The organism is Sphaerisporangium krabiense, from assembly GCF_014200435.1.
In the GTDB taxonomy this organism is placed as follows: Bacteria; Actinomycetota; Actinomycetes; order Streptosporangiales; family Streptosporangiaceae; genus Sphaerisporangium; species Sphaerisporangium krabiense.
The window spans coordinates 2,685,091-2,703,832 of sequence record NZ_JACHBR010000001.1 but is presented as its reverse complement, the minus strand read 5'-3'; the positions used below and the strand labels follow the sequence as shown (position 1 = coordinate 2,703,832).

Below are 18,742 nucleotides of genomic sequence, written 5' to 3'. Positions count from 1 at the left end.
TCGGCTTACTGGGTTACGACTCGCCGCGGAGAATGTCCGCCTGCCAGCCGCGGACGCCGCCGACGCGGGCAGCCGGAGTGGAGTCGCGATACGGCAGGAATCCGTTCATGAGAGCCTCCCGGATTCGGGGTTTCGCCCTGAAATGGGCGATTACGCGACAACCATCCCCAGGCCCGCGATCCATAAACACGGCCCGTGACCTCGGCGCCGCGCGCCGATATCCCCGGCCCCACGGCACATTCGGGCCGTCAAACCGGCCCGGCATATCAGCCATCTCCCGTCAAAATTTCCCGCAAAAGAAGAAAGCACACTGGAATGCGAATCGAAGATCGATCCCGCCGAAAGGTAATTCACAGGCCAGCGAGATAGATTCCCGGGTGTACGCGCCCCACCTCCGGTGAGACCGACGGCAAGGAACACGTCAGCGATCGCCGCCCCAGGACGCCCTCGGCGGCGTCGCCGCGGGCGAGCAGCCGCCGGCACCCGTGCGGACCGGTTCGGCGACCGGAGCCCGGACGCCGGTGGAGAAGACGTAAGCGTGTCGCCATGCCCGTGCGTATAGGGGACGTGGAGCATCTGGAGTTCGAGGACTTTTACCAGGGAAACCGGGATGCCTGCCTCCGGGCGGTGCTGGCCGCCACCGGTGACCGGCAGCTGGCCGAGGACCTCGTCGCCGAGGCGTTCACGCGGGCGTGGACGTCGTGGCGGAAGGTCGGCCGGCATCCGGCGCCGCACGCCTGGATCGTCCGGGTGGCGCTGAACACCCGGGTCACCTGGTGGCGACGGCGCCGCCACGAGGTCGCCCTGGCGGGTCACGAAGCCGTGGACCGCACGGCGACCGGCGACGACGACGTGGACCCCGCCCTGCTGGCGGCGTTGCGGCGGTTGCCGCGGCGGCAGCGGGAGGTGGTCGCGTTGCGCGTCTTCCTCGATCTGGACACCGAGACCGCGGCCAGGACCCTGGGGATCGCTCCCGGAACCGTCACCACGCACCTGTCGCGCGCCGTCGCGACGCTGCGCGGAGATCTCGCGACAGTCAACAGCCAGGAGGGCGAACGATGAACGACGATGACGTACTGGGCACGGTGCGCGACGCGATGGCCGGGGTGCGCATGCGCACGCCCGTGCGGGAGCTCGTGGCGGCGGGCCGGTCGCGCCGCCGCCGCAGGGTCGGCGGCGTGGTGGCGGGCACCGTGGTGGGCACCACTTTGGTGACGGCGCTGGGGCTGCCGGTCCTGACCGGCCCCCGGGTGAACGCGCCGCCGGTGGCCGCCGGCGACGAGGTCCACGTGCACCTGGCCGCCTTCTCCGTCGACACCAACCCCGACGGCACGGTCACCGTGAAGCTGACCAAGCGGCAGTCGCTGGATCCGGAGATCATGCGGCGGACGCTCGCCCAGGCCGGCGTCCCCGCGCAGATCACCATCAACAAGTGGTGCGAGCCGTCGAACCCGGCGCAGGACCTGGCCGACATCGAGAAGGTGGTCCGGCAGGATCCCCACCACGGCAAGATCGTCGACCGGCGGGAGAAGAAGCCCGGCGCCAGCGGGCAGGAGGAGCCGCCCGGCAAGACCACCGCCGGACAGGAGAAGGGGCCCGGCAAGACCCCTGCCGACCAGGGCGAGGAACCCCCGGCGGCCACCTGGATGGTCATCAGGCCGTCCGCGATGCCCCCGGCGACCAAGCTGGTCATCGGCATGAGGACCGACGACTACCAGCCCGACTCCCCCAGCCGGGTCGCGGTCTCGATGGTCCTCGTCCCCGCCGACGCCCCGCTGACCTGCACCACGGACGTCCCGGCCGCCCCGCCGCGCGAGCCGAGGCCGCCCAAGTCCTAGACCCCGAAGGCACGTGCCAGGTGGCCCAAGGTGTCACCTGGCACGTCCTCCGGCGGCGCGGGGCCGGCCCGGCCGGGCCGCGTACCCCTCATTCGGCGGTCCCGTTCGCACGGCTTCGCGCGTCGGCGTCATTGGTCAGCGGGGAGTGAATTCAGTCTGGACTGTAGTACAGCGGTCGCTGTACCGTTGGGGCGTGCTGACCGCCGCCACACGCATGGACGCCATGGCCCGCCTCGGCAAGGCGCTGGCCGACCCGACCCGATGCCGCATCCTGATCGCCCTGCTTGAGGGGCCGGAGTACCCCGCGCGACTGGCCGAACGCCTCGGCCTCACCAGGTCCAACGTCTCCAACCACCTGACCTGCCTGCGCGGCTGCGGCCTCGTGGTCGGGGCCGAGGAAGGCCGCCAGACCCGGTACGAGATCGCCGACCCGCGGCTGGCGCACGCGATAGACGACCTGCTCGGGGTGGTGCTGGCGGTGGACACCGGCGAGCGGTGTCTGAACGACGAACAGGGCTGCCCGTGACCACCGTCGGGCTCGGCCCGAGCCCCGTACGCCGGGCGGCGCTGCATCGCCGGATCAGGCTCCTCGTCGCGGCGACGATCACGTACAACGTGGTCGAGGCGGCCGTCGCCATCACCGCGGGCACGGTCGCCTCCTCGGGAGCGCTCGTCGCGTTCGGCCTCGACTCCGTGATCGAGGTCGCCTCCGCCGCCGCCGTCGCCTGGCAGTTCTCCAGCCGTGACCCGCGAGCGCGAGAACGGGTCACGCTGCGGATCATCGCCGTGTCGTTCTTCGCGCTCGCCGCCTACGTCACGGTCGATTCGGCGCTAACCCTCACCGGCGTCGGCGCGCCCGAGCACTCCACGCCGGGGATCGTGCTCGCCGCCCTCAGCCTCATGGTCATGCCGTTCCTGTCGGCAGCCCAGCGTCGCGCCGGCCGGGAACTCGGCTCGGCGAGCGCGGTCGCCGACTCCAAGCAGACCCTGCTGTGCACCTACCTGTCGGGCGTGCTCCTGGCCGGGCTCCTGCTCAACACGCTGCTCGGCTGGTCGTGGGCGGATCCCGTCGCCGCCCTGGTCATCGCCGCCGTGGCGGTCAAGGAGGGCCGGGAAGCCTGGCGTGGCGACGCCTGCTGCGCTCCGCCGCCGCCCTCGCCGGAGGCGGACGACGCCTGCGGCTGCGCACCGGGGTGCTCCTGCTGCACGCCCGGCCAGGTTCGGCAGGAGCCCTCTGAGTGGGCGCCGGCCGCGTGCACGCTTCCGACGGAGGACCGGCCGTCGCGGGTCGCGGAGTTCGACGACCTGTTCGCCTCGTCCCTGCTGGGTCTGGAACGGGTGCGGCCGACCCGCCTGCGGCTCACCCTGGCAGCGGGCGCACAGGTGGAGAGCACCGCACGGGACCTGACGGCCAAGGAGAGCGAATGCTGCTCGTTCTTCGCCTTCACCTTCACCCCCGGCGCGGAGGACCTGGCGCTGGACGTCGAGGTGCCCGCGGTTCACGCCGACGTGCTCGACGGACTGGCGGCCAGGGCGGCCGCGCGGATCGCGCGATGAGCAGGTGTGCCGGGAGGGCGGACGTGGCCGGCTGCGGCGGCCACGGGAAGGGGGCTCACCGGCGGGGAGAGCGCGTCCCTTAAGGTCACAGCCGTGACCGTCGTGCGTTCTCTCCTGCTGTTCGTCCTCGCCGCCCTCGCCGAGATCGGCGGGGCCTGGCTGGTGTGGCAGGGCGTCAGAGAGCAACGCGGCCTGCTGTGGGCCGGCGCCGGATTCGTCGCCCTGGGCCTGTACGGCCTGGTGGCGACCTTCCAGCCGGACGCCCATTTCGGCCGCATCCTCGCCGCCTACGGGGGCGTGTTCGTCGCCGGTTCCCTGATCTGGGGCATGGTGGTCGACAGGTTCCACCCCGACCGCTGGGACGTCATCGGCGCCGCGATCTGCCTCGCCGGCGTTCTGATCATCATGTACGCCCCGCGCGGCTGACCCCGGCCCGCCGCCCAGGCGGATGCCGCTGCCGCAACCGGGTGAAACCCGGGCGAGGGTGGCGTGAAACCGAGGGCCCCGAGAGTGGGGGCATGAGTATCACAGAACTCGGACGTACCGGGGGCGGCTCGGCCTCCGATGGGGGCGCCGGTCTCGCCGTGCGTGCGGAAGGGCTCGTGAAGACGTTCGGCGAGCACCGGGCCGTCGACGGGATCGATCTGGAGGTCCGGCCGGGGGAGATCTTCGGCGTGCTCGGGCCGAACGGCGCCGGCAAGACCACCATGCTCCGGATGCTGGCCACCCTGTTGAAGATCGACGCGGGCCGTGCCCAGATCTTCGGGGTGGACGTGGCCGGCAATCCGCACGTGATCCGGCAGCTCGTCGGCGTCACCGGGCAGTACGCCTCGGTCGACGAGAACCTGACCGGGCGCGAGAACCTCTGGCTCTTCAGCCGCCTGCAGGGCGTCGCCGCGCCGCGCGCCCGGCGCATCGCCACCGAACTGCTGGGTCAGTTCGGCCTGGAGGACGCCGCCGACAAGCCGATCTCGCAGTTCTCCGGCGGCATGCGCCGGCGCCTCGACCTGGCGGCCAGCCTGATCACCAGGCCGCCGCTGATCTTCCTCGACGAGCCCACCACCGGTCTGGACCCGCGCACCCGCGGCCAAATGTGGGACACCATCCGCGGTCTGGTCGCCGACGGCTGCACGGTGCTGCTGACCACGCAGTACCTGGACGAGGCCGACCAGCTCGCCGACCGCGTCGCCGTCATCGACCGCGGCCGCAAGGTCGCCGAGGGCACCCCCGACGAGCTGAAGACCGCGGTCGGCAACTCGGCCCTCCAGCTGGTGCTGGCCGAGCCGGGCGAGCTGCCCTCCGCGGTGGAGGTCGTGCGGCGCGTCCTCGGCTCCGACCCGATCCTCAGCCCGGAGCAGGGCCGCCTCAACGTCGCCCTGGACCAGGCCGACCTGGCCGGGGAGGTGCTGATCGCGCTGCGCACCGCCGGGGTGTCGATCTCCTCGGTGAGCGTGGCCAAGCCCAGCCTGGACGAGGTGTTCCTCGCCCTCACCGGCCACGAGACGGACGGAGACCACCAGAACCGCACGGAGGAGAACCGATGACCACCATGATCGCACCCACCCGCGAGGCGGTCCTGGCCGCCGACCGCGTGGCGTCCGCCCGGCGGCGCGTCTCCATGGGGGAGACGCTCGGCCAGACGCTGATGATGGCGTGGCGGGCGCTCAAGAAGATGCGCCGCAACCCGGAGCAGTTCTTCGACGTGGCGCTGCAGCCGATCCTGTTCACCGCGATGTTCGCCTTCGTCTTCGGCGGCGCCATCGCCGGCGACGTGCAGAGCTACCTTCCCCTGATGATCCCCGGCATCCTCGCCCAGACCGTGCTGACGACGTGCATGGCCACGGGCACGCAGCTCCGCGAGGACATGGAGAAGGGCGTCTTCGACCGGTTCAAGTCGTTGCCGATCGCCAGGATCGCGCCGCTCGCCGGCCCGATGGTGGCCGACCTGGTGCGCTACACGATCGCCGCCGTCCTCACCTTCGGCATGGGCCTGGTGATGGGCTACCGCCCGGACGGCGGAGCGGGCGGCGTGCTCGCCGCGATCCTGCTGGCGATCTTCACGGGCTGGTCGCTGGCGTGGGTGTTCACCTGGGTCGGCACGATCGCCCGCAGCGCCCAGGCGGTGCAGGGCATCTCCATGATGATCTTGTTCCCGCTGACGTTCGTGTCGAACGCGTTCGTCCGCGTGGAGACGCTGCCCGACTGGCTGGCCGCGTTCGTCCGGGTCAACCCGGTCTCACACCTGGTCACGGCGACCCGCGACCTCGCCAACAGCGCCCTCGTCAGCGGAGAGGTGGCCTGGACGCTCCTGGCCTGCCTGATCGTCATCGTGATCTTCGCGCCGCTGTCGGTGCGCAGCTACAAGCGGCACATGTGAGCTCCGCCCGGAGATCCGGTCGAGGAGGGTCCGGGCCTCGCCGAGCAGTTCGTCGCCGCGCCGATCGCCGTACGCGGTCCGCACGGCGGCGATCGCCCCGGGCGCGGCCCGCTCCGCGTGCGGTTCGATCCGCGCGAAGGCCATGCTCGGCATGCTGTTCTGGTACGCGAACCGCTCGGCCAGCACGAGCAGCTCGATCGCGTCGCGGGGGGCCATGGCTCCCCGCAGCAGTCCCCACACGCCGAGCCCGAAGAGCATCGAACCGCACAGCGGGTAGTCGAGGACGGGGCTCTGCATGGCCAGCAGGTCGTAGCGCCGTACGGCGAAGAACAACTCCTCGCCGTACGGGACGTCCTCCGGCGTGGCGTGGTAGGCGTACGCCGTGAGGGTGACCGACACCGCGACGATCGACCACGGCGTGAACTCCGCGTGCGCGAGCCCCGGCAGGCGCAGGTCGCGCGCCCGCTGCACGGCCACGCGGTACTCGGCGAGCGCGGCGGCCGTCTCGCCGCGGGCCAGGGCGATCTCGGCCGCGGCCAGCGAGGCGATCGCCCCGCCGCCGAGCACCGCCTCGCTGTCGTTGATCCGGATGATCTCGGCGAACTCGCGCTCGGCGGCGCGGAGGTCGCCGTCGGCGAGCGCGGCGACCAGCAGCAGCGCGCGGAGCTGGGTCTCGTCGTCGGTGGCGCCGATCCGGCTCAGCACCGGGATGGCGGTACGCGCGTGCCCCACGGCCCGCCGCCGGTCGCCGCGCTGCATGACCAGGTGGGCCAGCACGGCGTGCATGACCGCGGCGAACCACGGCCCCTCCTTCTCGTGGAGCATCGTGAGGGTCCGCTCGGCGGCCTCGATCGCCCCCGTCACGTCGCCCGCGTTCTCCAGGACGTGGACCCTCGTCTGCGTCGCCGCCAAGGCCACCTCGGGGTCGGTGCTCCGGCTCAGCTCCTCCAGCCGGCGGCGCACCTCGGCCCCGTCGGCCGCGTCGCAGGCGAGCAGCACCGTGGCCATCGCCGCCACCCGGGGATCGGTCTCGTCGCTCGTGGGCAGCGAGCGGAGGAGGTCGCGCAGGGGCTCGTTTCGGCGGTCGATGATGACCACGATGTTCATCAGCGTGATCAGCAGGGCGGCCCTGGTCACCTCGACGAGGTGCGGCGGCGGCGTCCAGCCGACGATCACCTGACTGATCGCGTCCAGGTGAACGAGGATGCGGGGGTGGTCGCCGCGGATCGACCACAGCGCGCCGACGCCGGCCACCAACTGGACCGTCGTGACCTGGTCGGACTCCGCGAGAGCCTGCCGCAGCAGGTCGGCGAGGTTGCCCTCCTCGGCGCGCAACGCGTCGACCGCCGCGAACTGCGCCAGGCTGAACAGCCCGAAGGCGTGTTCCAGGGCGTAGGCCGTCGCCCAGTCCCGCTGCGCCGCCCGGGCGGGCGCCTCCTCGCCGGCCTCCTTCAGCCGGATCCGCCCGAACTCCCTGACGGTCTCCAGCATCCGGTAGCGGAGGCCGTACGCCGTCTCGCGGACGCTCAGCATCGACTGCTCGGTCAGCGCGTCCACGGCGGGCAGGGCGCGCGGGCCGAGGACGTGCTCGGCCGCGGCCAGCGTGAAACCGTCGCCGAACAGCGACAACCACCGCAACGCCCGCCGTTCCGGCTCGTCCAGCAGGTTCCACGACCAGTCGATGACCGCGAGCAGCGTCTGGTGCCGGTCGGGGGCCGTGCGGTTCCCGCCGCGCAGCAGGGCGAACCGGTCCGCCAGGCGCCGCGCGATCTCCTCGACCGACATCACCCGCACCTTGGCCGCGGCCAGCTCGATCGCCAGCGGCAGCCCGTCGAGGCGGGCGACGATCTGCTCCACCACCGCCCCGTCGATCCGCACCCCGGGGCGGGCGGCCGTGGCGCGCTGGCGGAACAGCTCGACCGCGTCGCCCGTGGGCAGCTCGCCGAGCAGGTAGACGCGTTCGGCGGGGATCGACAAGGGGGCGCGCGAGGTGACGAGCACCCGCAGGTCGCGGGTGGTCACGGTGAGGAACGCCACCAGGTCGGCGACGGCCTCGATCACGTGCTCGCAGTTGTCCAGGATCAGCAGCGCGGGGGCCTGGTCGAGGTGCTGGGCGATCCGGGCGCGGACGTCGGAGCGCTGCGCGGCGGTCAGGGCACGGCGCGTGCTGACCGAGTCGCGAACGCCGAGCGCCGAGCCCACCTCGCCCACCACGCCCTCCGGCGAGGAGACGCCGACGAGCTCGACGAAGTGCGCGACGGGCTGCGCGGCGTTCCTGCCGATGACGTGGGCGAGCCGCGTCTTGCCGAGCCCGCCGGGGCCGATGATGGAGACCACCCGGTTGGTCCGCACCAGGGCGTGCACCGCGCGGATGTCGCCGTCGCGGCCGAGCAGCGAGGAGCCGTCGAACAGGATGCCCTTGCGCACCGGCCGGTCGGCGGCGAGGAGTTCGGCGTACACGCGGGCGAGCTCGGGCCCCGGTTCGGCGCCGAGCCGCGCGATCACGCCCGTGCGGTACCGCTCGTAGCGCTCCAGAGCGGCGGCGGCGCCCCGTACGGCGGCCTCGCTGCGCAGCAGGCAGGCCAGCAGCTCCTCGTCGTGCGGCCGATCCGCCGCGGCCTCCTCCAGCAGCGGCAGCGCGCCCTCGTGCGCGCCGCTGCGGCCCCGTGCGAGCGCCGCCACCCGTCGCGCCTCGGCCGCCCACCCCGCCGCGACGCCCCTCAGCTCGGCGAGCGGGCCCGTGGTCATCTCGTCGCGCGGGCCCGTCGTGCCGTCCAGGCCGCCGGCGAGCAGGGCCATGGCCTCTTCGGCGCGGCGGCGCGCGAGCGCCGTGTCGTCCTCGCCCAGCGCGGCCCGCGCCTGCTCCACCAGCGCGCCGAGCAGCAGCGCGTCCACCTGATCGGCGGGCAGCCCGAGCCGGTAGCCCCGCGGGATGCGCAGCACGACCTCGGCGCCGGTCGCCGCCCTGGTCCGCGAGACGACCACCTGCAGCGCCTTGGTCGGGTTGGCCGGCGCCTCGTCGGGCCACAGCTCCTCGATCAGGCGCTCGTCGCCGACCCCGGCGCGCCCGTGCATGGCGAGCACGGCCAGCAGGCTCCGCGCGCGATCGCCGATCACGCGCTCACCCTGCCAGCGGACGCCGTCGAGCAGGACCAGTACGGGGGACACACCCTCAGCTTACGGACGAGTCCCGGCCGGCAGGCGCGACCGCGCGATCCCGTCGCGGCGACCGGGTCAGGAGGTGAGCAGGGTCAGGCCGTAGGTCTGCAGGATCTTGTTGATGGGGACGTAGTAGGAGCGGCCGCCCGTGGTGCAGTTGCCGGTGCCGCCGAGGAGGATTCCCTGCAGGTGATCGGCGGAGATGAGGAAGGATCCCGGCCTGCTGCCCGGCTCGGCGCAGACGCTCGTCATGATCAGGCCGGACACGGTTCCCTGCGGATAGGTCACCGTGGCGTTCCTGTTCATCACGGTGCCGCACTGCCACCCGGTCGTGCCGGTGGAGCCGCAGACCGAGGAGCCGACCGGGGCCGGGGTGCTGCCGTGCACCGGGATGTCGCCGCCGAAGCCTCGGACGACGCCGAGCGGTTCCCAGGCGGGGGTCACGGCGACCCAGGCGCTCGAAGGGTCGGGGTAGGTCGAGCCGCGGATGGTCCCCACGATCGTCCCGTTCGGCCCGCGCAGGATCTCGCCCTGGGCGCCGCAGGCTCCGGAGGTGACGAAACCGCCCTGGACGGTGGCTCCGACCGGGCAGCGACCGTTGACCCCGAAGGAGTCTCCGACGCGGATGGGGGTGCCCGGGAGCCCGGCCGTTCCGGCGGACGCGACTCCGGGGTTCAGGAGGAGGAAGCTGGTGATCAACAGAAGAGATATCCGTCGCATCATGAATTAACGGTAGATTTCACAAAGCCAACTGCCAACGGTCAACTTCCTCGGCAGCGGGGTGGTTCGCCCCAGTCACGCCCGGCTTCACGGGTTTCGGCAGCGGGGTGGTTCGCCCCAGTCACGCCCGGTTTCACGGGGTGATGAACCTGGCGGCGATCCGCCCGGCGAGCCGTTCGAGCAGCGGTCCGGCCTCGGCCATGCACCGCCGCACGTCGGGCTCGATGTCGGTCAGCGCGTACGCGGCCTGGATGCCGGCCGCCCGCAGCTCCTCGTCGCCCACCGAGCGCCGCCCGCAGACCGCCACGACCGGCACACCGTGCCTGGCCGCGGCCGCCGCGACGCCCACGGGGGCCTTGCCGCGCAGCGTCTGCTCGTCGATCGAGCCCTCGCCGGTGATCACCAGCCGGGCGCCCGCCACGTGCCGGTCGAAGTCCACCAGGTCCAGCAGATAGCCGATGCCCGGCCGGATCTCCGCGTCCAGGAAGGTCAGCGCGCCGAACCCCACCCCGCCCGCGGCTCCCGCGCCCGGCCTCCCGGCCACATCCGTCCCGCTCCCGGCGCCGCCGCGCGCGGCGACGGCCGCCAGCCGGGCCAGGCCGGCCTCCAGCACGGCCACGTCCTCCGGGGTCGCGCCCTTCTGCGGGCCGTACACGGCCGCGGCGCCGTACGGTCCGAGCAGCGGGTTGTCCACGTCGCTCGCCACGACGACCTCGAAGCCGCGCAGCCGGCCGGAGACGTCGATCGCGTCAAGGTCGCGCAGCGCGGCCCCGCCGGGCGGCAGGTCGTGCCCGGCCGCGTCCAGCAGCCGGACGCCGAGGGCCTGCGCCATGCCGGCGCCGCCGTCGGTGCAGGCGCTGCCGCCGAGGCCGAGCACGATCCGCGTCGCGCCGTGCCGCGCGGCGTGGGCGACGAGCTCGCCCGTGCCGCGGCTCGTGGCCGTCAGTGGCACCGGCGCAGTGCCCTCCGGCAGCCGCCGCAGGCCGGACGCCTCGGCCAGCTCGATCACCGCGACCCGGCCGTCCGGCTCGTCGCGCACGGCGTAGGCCGCGAGGACGCGCGCGCCGGCCGGGCCGGTCACCTGCGTCTCGACCCGGGTGAACCCGTCGGCGACCACCGCCTCGACGGTGCCGTCCCCTCCGTCGGCGACCGGGATCCGGACAACGGGCAGTCGCTCGGAAACGGCCGAGCGCAGCCCGGCGGCCACGTGCGCGGCCACTTCGGGAGAGGTCAGCGACCCGCGGAACTTGTCGGGGGCGACGACGACCGGCCCTGCCGTCGTCCCTGTCCTGTCTCGGCTCATCCGATGCCTCTCCCGTCGATCGTCGCCCAGAGTCCTTCCCCGTCGTCTCAGACGACGAGCACCCGGTTGGCGACGCTGCCGATGCCCTCCACGGTCACCGTCACCACGTCGCCGTTCTGGACCAGGAGCGGGGGCTTGCGCGCGAAGCCCACGCCCGGCGGAGTGCCCGTCAGGATGAGGTCCCCCGGTTCGAGCGTCATGTAGTGCGACGCGTAGGAGATGATCTCCGCCACCGAGAAGATCATCTCAGCCGTGGAGCCGTCCTGGACGACCTGGTCGTTGAGCCGGGTGACGATGCGCAGCGCCTGCGGGTCCGCGACGTCCTCGGCGGGCACCACGACCGGCCCGACCGGGCAGAAACCGTCGGCGGACTTGCCGCGGAGCCACTGACCGTCGGAGAACTGGGCGTCCCGCGCCGACAGGTCGTTGGCCGCGACGTAACCGAGGACATGGTCCAGGGCCTCGTCCCGGCCGACATGGCTCGCCCGGCGCCCGATCACGACGGCCAGCTCGCCCTCGTAGTCCAGCTCCCCGGAGATGTCCTTCGGCACCTCGACCACGGCCCCGTCCGCGCGCAGCGCGTTGGGGAACTTCGCGAACAGGAGCGGCTTGGCGGGGGCCTGCACTCCTGACTCGTCCGCGTGGTCCAGGTAGTTGAGGCCGACGCACAGGATCTTCGAGGGGTTCGCGACCGGAGCGAGAAGTTCCAGGTCACCGACCGGAACCGTCGCGCCACCGGCGTCGCCGTCCGCGCGCCACGCGCCGGTCCCCAGCGCCTCCCGCAGGACGTCGGCGGCGGGATGCCCGGACTCGGTCGCGAGCACCGTCGCCTGTCCCTGCGCGATCCGGACGAGCACCACGCGGCCGTCGAGACGGGCACGCGCCAGACCCCGCACCGAGGGCGGGGCCGAGACGCCCGAGGTCGAGGACGCCATCATCGGCTCACCCCGGCGATGCGCCGCGCCTCCTCGACGGTGGCGATCGGACGGCCGATCTGCTCGGCCATCTTCACCACGACCTCCACCAGCTCGGCGTTGCTGCGCGAGGGCTCACCGCCGGGCAGGTAGGGGTTGTCCTCCCAGCCGACGCGGACGTGGCCGCCCAGCGCGATGGCCAGCGGAATCAGCTTCCACTGCTCGACCGGGTCCATCACGCTCATGTTCCAGTTCGTGTTCGGGGGGAGGTGCTTGACCATGTACATGAGCGCGTCCGGGGTCGGAGGCGTCCACGCGCCGCCCTGCCAGCCGAAGAACAGGGTGGCCCACGCCTTCTCCTTCAGCAGGCCCTGCCGCCGGACGAACTCGAGGTTCCAGAACGCTCCGGTGTAGAAGCACTCGATCTCCGGCTTCACACCGTTGGCCTCCGCCGCGGTGACGAACTCGACGAGCTCGTCGCGCGGGTGCAGGGAGTACATCTCGTTGGCGGGGTAGGCCGGGTCGGGCTGGAAGTACTCGTCGTGCACGTTGAAGGCGTACGACATCATGTCCGGCTTGAGCGACATCAACTCGACCTTCTCGGGAAGCCGAGCGCTGGCGATCCCGAACTGCATGATCGGATCGGTGCCCACGGTCCGGATCTTGTCGGTCAGATCCTTCCAGCCGTCAAAGTCGATCTTGGACAACTTCTTGCCGTCGGCCTGGATGGCGTCCTCCAAGTAGTGCACACCGTGGTGGTGGCACAGGGTGGCACCCGCGTTCACCGCGTCGATGTACTCCTGGCCGACCTTGTCGGTGTCCTCAATGGGCGGCATGCCCTTGTAGCCGGGATAGGACATCGTGCTGTCGGCCGTGACGGTGATGATGAGCGGATCCATGAGGTCTCCTAGTCGCTTCATGTGCAGGGTGAGGTGTTGCTCAGGGGTGATGGTGGGCTCAGAGCGTGACGGGCGAGCCCGTCGCCACCGACTCGTAGGCGAGCTCGATGACGCGCACCGCGTACGCGCCGTCCTCGGGCGCGACGGCGGTCGGCTCGTCGTTCGCGATCGAACGGGCGAAGCTCTCGATCCCGGCCGCGATCGAGTTGTACTTCCAGGTGCGCGGCTCGTAGGCCGTGCCGGGCAGCGGCGATCCCTCATGGTCGCGCTTGCCCCGGAACAGCATGGCCGGAGGGTTCTGGTGCTGGTCGACGACGATGAGCCCTTCGGTGCCGTGCACTTCCAGGCGCTCGTTCCACGGCCCCCCGGAGGTGAAGCTGGACTCCACGGAGAAGAGCGCACCCGAGCGCGTCCGGCCGCACACGATCGACCAGTCCTCGACCTGGCTGACGTCGACGAGGCGGTCGGACAGGGCGCGCAACGAGGCGATCTCGCCGAACATCCACTTCAGCAGGTAGAAGGAGTGCGCGCCGGCGTCGATGATGGTGCCGCCGCCCGAGCCGTCCTGGCGTCCCTTCCACAGCTTGGGGTTGCCGAGCCGCTCGAACTCGTTTCCGCTGATCAGGGTGCGGACCAGCGTCACGTCCCCGATCTCGCCGCGGAGGATGACGTCGAGCGCCGCCTGATAGGCGGGGATGAACCGCGTGTTCTCGTTGACGGTGAACTTGAGACCCTTGGCGGCCGCGAGGTCCACGAGTTCGCGGGCGTGCGCGGCGTCGACGGTCATGGGCTTCTCGATCAGGACGTGCTTGCCCGCCTCCAGGAACTCGCGGGCGACCTTGTAGTGCACGTTGTGGGGGAGCACCAGGTCGACGGCCTGGATCCGCTCGTCCTCCAGCAGCCGGCGGTAGTCGGTGCACGCCTCCGCGCCGAGCGACTCCGCCGTCCGCGCGGCGACGTCCTGGTCCAGGTCGCAGACGACCGTGGCCTCCAGGCCGTCCGCCCGCTGGTAGGCGAGGTGGTGGGCGAGCTGGTAGATCTCTCCGAGACCGACGACGCCGAAGCGTACCGATCCGGTCACTGGTCACCGCCCCCTTCGAGGCGTTCGCGGATGACGCGCCGGTTGTGGGTGAGCGAGTCCAGCACCCGCGACTCGTGCCGGAAGACGGCCACCGACACGATCCCGTCGAACCGGACCTCGCGCAGCACGGCGAAGACCTCGTCCCAGTCGATGTCGCCCTGGCCGATGTCCAGGTGCTGGTGGTTGCGCACCCCGGGGCTGGAGGGGTTGAGGAAGGTACGTCCGGGCAGCAGCGTGTCGGCCAGGTGGATGTGCTCCATGGTGTCGCCCGCGTAGGTGATGATGTCGCGGTTGACGCCCTCCAGGTGGCCGCGCTCGTCCTCCACCCCGGTGAGGTAGTAGGTGTGCGGCACACAGTGCAGGTAGGTGACGTGGTCGCTCTGCAGGCCCCGGATGAAGTCGACGGCCTCGACGCCCGACTCCACCCAGTCGCCCGGATGCGGTTCCAGCGCCAGCGTGACGCCCTCGGACTCCGCCAGCGGCAGCACCTCCTCCAGGGAGCGGCGCATCGCGGCCTCGCCGGCCTGCGGGGCGCTCGGGTGCCCGGTGAACTCGGAGTTGATCCGGTCGCAGCCGAGGTCGACGGCCAGCTGGACGGTCTGCTTCCAGTAGCCGACCGCCGCCCGCCGGATGTCCTCCTCCGAGCTTCCCCACGCCTGCTCGATGAAGATGGACGCGATCTCGACGCCGTGGGCCTTCGACGCCGCCGCGATCTCGGCGATCTTGCCCTTGGACGCCCGCCTGCCCCCGTAGCTCGGCATCACGTCGGGCCTCGGCGACAGCTCCAGGTACTCGAAGCCCGCCTCCCGTACGGTCGAGAACACCTTGTCGATGGGCTGCGGACGCAGCATCCACGTATCGGTCGCGATCTTCATTCTGCTCCTCTTCGATCGTTGTTCTGGCTACGAAGGCTTGTCGGTCCCGCGGGTCTCGCACGGCGCCGCCGGACGCTCACCGGCCGCCCCGGCGCAGCGCCTCGTGCGTGATGAGGACCCGGCCGCGCGCCTCACCGCTCCGCAGACGGGCGAGCGCCTCGTTGGCACGCTCCAGCGGGTACTCCTCGTCCAGCGGCGGCGTGACGACCCCCTCGGCGAGCAGCCGCAGCGCGTCCTGCTGGTCACCGCGGTCGCCGTTGCGCGAGCCGACGATCTCCAGCTCACGCTGGGCGATGGTCGTCGAACTGATGCCGGGGAAGTCGGGTTCCTCGCCCACGACGACGATCCGCCCCCGGCGGCGCACGTATCCCGCGGCGTCGGCCAGCGTCGCCGAGGTGCCCACCAGGTCGATCACCAGGTCCACGCCGTCGGCGCCGTCGCCGCCGGCCCGGGACTCGGCCCAGGCGCGAACAGCCGGCACGCGGTCCGCCGCGGACGCCAGGGCAGTGAGGCCGGCCCCGTTGCGGGCCGCGAGCGCCAGGTTGTCCGCCGACACGTCGACGACCGCGGCCGGCACGCCGGCGCCCGCCAGAAGCTGGACGACCATCTGCCCGATGCCGCCCGCGCCGATCACGACGGCGGTCCCCGCCGGGGTCACCGTGCCGCGCCGGTAGGCGTGCACGGCGGTGACGACCGCGCAGCTCGACAGCCCGGCGATCCTCGGATCGAGCCCCTCCGGAACCTTCAGCAGGTTCCGGGCGGGTGCGCTGAAGTACTCCGCGAAGCCGCCGGGCAGCGTCACGCCGATGATCCCCCGCAGGTGCAGCGCCTGCGCGGCCGCGCCGGCCCGGGTGAAGCGGCAATCGGCGTCCGCGACGAACAGATGCGGTACGACCACGTCGCCGACGTCCACCTCGGACACCGCCGAACCCCGTTCCACCACGACGCCCGCGGGTTCGTGGCCCATGATGTGCGGCAGTCCGGGCACGTACGCCAGGCCGTCCTGGATGTGCAGGTCCGTCCGGCACACGCCGCTGGACAGCGTCCGGAGCAGCACCTCGTCGGGTCCGATCCGCGGGACGGGCACCTCCCGGATCTCCAGCGGCCGGCCGATCCCGGTCAGCAGCGCGGCGCGCATGGTGGCGGTCACCGCCACTGCTCCGCCCACGCATCGAAGAAGAACCCCGCCGCCTCGGCGGTCGACTCGTAGTACCCGTAGCACCCCTCGGTGGTCACGAGCGTCGGCAGGCGCAGCCCGGCGATACGGCGCCCGAGGACACCGAAGTGCTCCGACTCCAGGCGCAGCGCGCCGAACCCCTGCTCCCGCTGGGCGTCATAGCCGAGGGCGAGGACGAGGTAGGCAGGGTCGAAGCGGACGATCGCCTCCAGCGCGGTCTCCAGCGCCGGCTCGTAGGCGTCGAACCCCGAGCCGGTGGGCAGCGGGAGGTTGAGGTTGCTCCCGGGCGCGCCGGGGCCTCCGGTCTCCTCGGCGAACCCGGCGACGTGCGGCCAGCCCTCGGCGTGAATCGAGACCGTCAGGACGGAGGGGTCGTCGTAGAACACCGCCTGGGTGCCGTTGCCGTGGTCCTGGTCGATGTCGAGCACGGCGACCCGGCCGCCGCGAGAAAGCTCGCGCGCCGCGATGGCGGCGTTGGCGAACAGGCAGAGACCGCCGCCCACGCCGGGCAGGGCGTGGTGTCCCGGGGGACGGGACGGCACGAGCACCAGCGCCGGCCGCCCGGCGTCACGCGCCACCGTGCCGGCGAGCCTGCGGGCCCCTTGCCGCGAGGCCGCCGCGCTCCGCAGCGCGCCCTCGCACACCGCGGGCCTGGCCTGCGTGACCTCGTCGAAGAAGTACCCCGCGTGCCGGCCCTCGAAGGTGCGCGGCTCGGAGACCCGCAGTTCGGGGAGCGCGATGACGTTCAGGGGGAACTTGGTGGCGCCCTCCGGCCGCCGGGTGCCCTCCTTGACGAAGTCGACGTAGTCGCGGCTGTGCACGCTGAGCGCCGCCGCCCCGTCGTCCTCCTCCGGCACGAGCCGCGCCGCGGCCGGGAACGCCCGCCGGAAGGCCGCCAGCGTGGCCGTGACCGAGGTCGGGTAGATGATGCCGGGGAACTCCTGCGTCTCCACATAGGGGTCGGTCATCTCCGCGATGACCGCGTCGTCGTTCACCGTGCTGTTCTCTGTGCTGTTCTGTGTGCTGTTCTCTGTGCTGTTCATGAGGCCCCCTGTCGGCTCAGCGCCACCCGTACGGCGCGCACGAGCCAAGCCGTTACGAACCGAAGGAGTACCGCGGCCGCGCCTGCTGCCAGCAGGACGACGGCGACCACGGCCGTCCTCGGGCTCACTTCGAGTTTGATGTCCTGGAACATGCGCAGCGGCAGCGTCACCGCCGTCGGCCCGGACATGAAGGTGGCGACGACGACGTCGTCGAACGCGGCGAGGAAGGCGAACACGAAGCCGCTGACCAGCGCCGGGCGAAGCGCGGGGAGCAGCACGTGCCGGAGCACGGAGAACGGCCCCGCCCCCAGGCTGCGCGCGGCGTTCTCCAGCCGCACGTCCAGGTTGCGCAGCGCCGCCGCCGTGATGGACACCGAGAAGGGCAGTCCCAGGACCAGGTAGGGCAGGATCAGGCCCACACTCGTGCCGACGAGGCCGTGCGGCGCCACCAGCAGGAAGAATCCGAGGCTGTAGATCATCGGAGGGACGATCATCGGCATCGCGACCAGGATCGCGACCGGCCCCCGAAGGCGCCGCGGGCCCCGCACCAGGCCGAAGGCCCCGAAGCCGCCGATGACGACGCCGATCGCGGCCGAGGCCGAGGCGATGCCCAGGCTGAGGAACGTGGAGCCGATCCACGTCTCGTCGGCGAAGTAGTCGGCGAACCACCGGGTGGAGTACTCCCCCGGCGGGAACGTCAGGTACGTCGCGTCGCTGAAGGACCAGATGGCCACGACGATCAGCGGCGTGACGAGCAGCGCCGCGCCCACGACCCAGCCGCCCACCAGGGCGGGCAGGCGCAGCCGCCCGAGGATGTCGAGGCCGGTGTCCAGCGTCCGCGCCCGCGCGTCGCGCAGCGCCTCGCCCCGTCCGGCGGGGTCCGCGCCGCCGCGACGCCGACCAGGCCGTACGGTGTCCGCCGCCCCCACCGACAGCGAGGGCGCGAGGTAGCGGAACAGGACGGCGAACAACGCCAGGACGATCAGCAGGAGCAGCGCGGCCTGCGCCGCGGCCCCGGCCGGATCGACGAGGTTGGAGAACTGCACGAGGATGGACTGCGCGATCAGCGTGTCGCCGGGGCCGCCGAGCAGCGCGGGCGTCACGTAGAAGCCGAGCGTGCTGATGAAGACCAGGGCGGCGGCCGCCAGGACCGCCGACGACGTGGCGGGCCGGTACACGTGCCAGTGCGCGACGGCGGGCGAGGCCCCGAGGCTCTGCGCGGCCCGTACCGCGGCGCGGTCGATGCCGCTCATCACGCTGTAGATCGGCAGCAGCGCCAGCGGCAGCAGGATCTGCACGGTGCCGATCAGCATGCCGGTCTGGTTGAACACCAGGTCGGGAGGAGTGCCGACGCCGACCAGCTCCAACGCCCGCGCGACGAGCCCGCTCGGCGCGAGGATCGCGATCCACGCATAGGAGCGGATCAGGATGCTCGTGAAGTACGGCACGAGCACCACGACCATCAGCACGCCGCGCAGACGCTTCGGCATACGGGTGAGCGCGTAGGCCATGCAGTACCCGAGCGCGACACAGATGGCGGTCGACAGCGCGGCGATGACCAGAGTGCGGCGTATCGCGCGCCAGAAGACCGGCGAGGTCACCTGCTCGCCGTAGTTCTCCAGCGTGAACCCCTGCCCGCCGCGGAAGCTGTCGACCAGCAGGGAGAACAGCGGGACGACGAACAGCAGGGTCAGGACCGCGAGCAGCGGCACGAGGGTGAGCCACCGCCGGTCCGGCCGGCGCGCTGAGCGGATGGCCGGACCACCGGTGAACTGCTCCAGGGAGCTGTCGACCGACAT

16 protein-coding genes and 1 pseudogene are annotated in these 18,742 nt (G+C 72.2%); 7 read left to right on the top strand and 10 right to left on the bottom strand.

What is annotated here, in order from left to right; translation table 11 throughout:
* Positions 1 to 546: 546 nt before the first annotated feature.
* The 7 genes from BJ981_RS12070 to BJ981_RS12040 all read left to right on the top strand — a co-directional run bounded on the left by BJ981_RS12070 (position 547) and on the right by BJ981_RS12040 (position 5,772).
* Positions 547 to 1,062 carry a sigma-70 family RNA polymerase sigma factor gene (locus BJ981_RS12070; protein ID WP_184610839.1) on the top strand — a complete coding sequence of 172 codons (516 nt, stop codon included), beginning with the start codon at positions 547 to 549 and terminating at the stop codon, positions 1,060 to 1,062.
* Positions 1,059 to 1,838 (top strand): hypothetical protein, encoded by a 780-nt coding sequence (locus BJ981_RS12065; protein ID WP_184610837.1) that lies wholly within the window; start codon positions 1,059 to 1,061, stop codon positions 1,836 to 1,838. The genes BJ981_RS12070 and BJ981_RS12065 overlap by 4 nt, the downstream gene beginning before the upstream one ends.
* A 193-nt stretch (positions 1,839 to 2,031) precedes the next feature.
* Positions 2,032 to 2,364 carry a Cd(II)/Pb(II)-sensing metalloregulatory transcriptional regulator CmtR gene (cmtR, locus tag BJ981_RS12060; RefSeq protein WP_275422311.1) on the top strand — a complete coding sequence of 111 codons (333 nt, stop codon included), beginning with the start codon at positions 2,032 to 2,034 and terminating at the stop codon, positions 2,362 to 2,364.
* Positions 2,361 to 3,395, top strand: coding sequence for a cation efflux transmembrane domain-containing protein (locus BJ981_RS12055; protein WP_443729009.1), 1,035 nt, complete (start codon positions 2,361 to 2,363; stop codon positions 3,393 to 3,395). Before cmtR ends, BJ981_RS12055 begins: the two co-directional genes overlap by 4 nt.
* A 93-nt stretch (positions 3,396 to 3,488) precedes the next feature.
* The gene (locus BJ981_RS12050) at positions 3,489 to 3,821 is read left to right on the top strand and encodes a YnfA family protein (protein ID WP_184610835.1); all 333 of its coding nucleotides are present in this window, start codon (positions 3,489 to 3,491) and stop codon (positions 3,819 to 3,821) included.
* Positions 3,822 to 3,913: 92 nt separating this feature from the next.
* Positions 3,914 to 4,939: an ATP-binding cassette domain-containing protein gene (locus tag BJ981_RS12045; RefSeq protein ID WP_184610833.1), complete on the top strand. Its 1,026-nt coding sequence runs from the start codon at positions 3,914 to 3,916 to the stop codon at positions 4,937 to 4,939.
* Entirely contained in the window at positions 4,936 to 5,772 is an 837-nt protein-coding gene (locus tag BJ981_RS12040; protein ID WP_184610831.1) for an ABC transporter permease, read from the top strand. The genes BJ981_RS12045 and BJ981_RS12040 overlap by 4 nt, the downstream gene beginning before the upstream one ends.
* A 2,034-nt stretch (positions 5,773 to 7,806) precedes the next feature.
* Here the strand turns inward: BJ981_RS12040 and BJ981_RS37985 are convergent.
* From BJ981_RS37985 to BJ981_RS11990, 10 genes and pseudogenes are all read right to left on the bottom strand, one after another.
* Positions 7,807 to 8,847: pseudogene (locus tag BJ981_RS37985) on the bottom strand (AfsR/SARP family transcriptional regulator); the annotation flags it as partial.
* Between the two features lie 159 nt (positions 8,848 to 9,006).
* Positions 9,007 to 9,654 carry a S1 family peptidase gene (locus tag BJ981_RS12030; RefSeq protein ID WP_184610829.1) on the bottom strand — a complete coding sequence of 216 codons (648 nt, stop codon included), beginning with the start codon at positions 9,652 to 9,654 and terminating at the stop codon, positions 9,007 to 9,009.
* A 130-nt stretch (positions 9,655 to 9,784) separates the two neighbouring features.
* Positions 9,785 to 10,954, bottom strand: coding sequence for a glycerate kinase (locus BJ981_RS12025; RefSeq protein ID WP_184610827.1), 1,170 nt, complete (start codon positions 10,952 to 10,954; stop codon positions 9,785 to 9,787).
* Positions 10,955 to 11,001: 47 nt separating this feature from the next.
* Positions 11,002 to 11,892 carry a fumarylacetoacetate hydrolase family protein gene (locus tag BJ981_RS12020; RefSeq protein ID WP_204070391.1) on the bottom strand — a complete coding sequence of 297 codons (891 nt, stop codon included), beginning with the start codon at positions 11,890 to 11,892 and terminating at the stop codon, positions 11,002 to 11,004.
* Complete coding sequence (locus BJ981_RS12015) at positions 11,889 to 12,767, bottom strand: beta-keto acid cleavage family enzyme (protein WP_184610825.1); 879 nt, start codon at positions 12,765 to 12,767, stop codon at positions 11,889 to 11,891. Before BJ981_RS12015 ends, BJ981_RS12020 begins: the two co-directional genes overlap by 4 nt.
* Before the next feature lie 58 nt (positions 12,768 to 12,825).
* A complete protein-coding gene (locus BJ981_RS12010) occupies positions 12,826 to 13,848 on the bottom strand; it encodes a Gfo/Idh/MocA family protein (protein WP_184610823.1) in 1,023 nt (340 codons plus the stop codon).
* Positions 13,845 to 14,723 carry a sugar phosphate isomerase/epimerase family protein gene (locus tag BJ981_RS12005; protein WP_184610821.1) on the bottom strand — a complete coding sequence of 293 codons (879 nt, stop codon included), beginning with the start codon at positions 14,721 to 14,723 and terminating at the stop codon, positions 13,845 to 13,847. Before BJ981_RS12005 ends, BJ981_RS12010 begins: the two co-directional genes overlap by 4 nt.
* Before the next feature lie 76 nt (positions 14,724 to 14,799).
* Entirely contained in the window at positions 14,800 to 15,891 is a 1,092-nt protein-coding gene (locus tag BJ981_RS12000; protein WP_184610820.1) for an alcohol dehydrogenase catalytic domain-containing protein, read from the bottom strand.
* The gene (locus BJ981_RS11995; RefSeq protein WP_184610818.1) at positions 15,870 to 16,943 is read right to left on the bottom strand and encodes an arginase family protein; all 1,074 of its coding nucleotides are present in this window, start codon (positions 16,941 to 16,943) and stop codon (positions 15,870 to 15,872) included. Before BJ981_RS11995 ends, BJ981_RS12000 begins: the two co-directional genes overlap by 22 nt.
* The gene (locus tag BJ981_RS11990; protein WP_184610815.1) at positions 16,940 to 18,742 is read right to left on the bottom strand and encodes an ABC transporter permease; all 1,803 of its coding nucleotides are present in this window, start codon (positions 18,740 to 18,742) and stop codon (positions 16,940 to 16,942) included. The genes BJ981_RS11995 and BJ981_RS11990 overlap by 4 nt, the downstream gene beginning before the upstream one ends.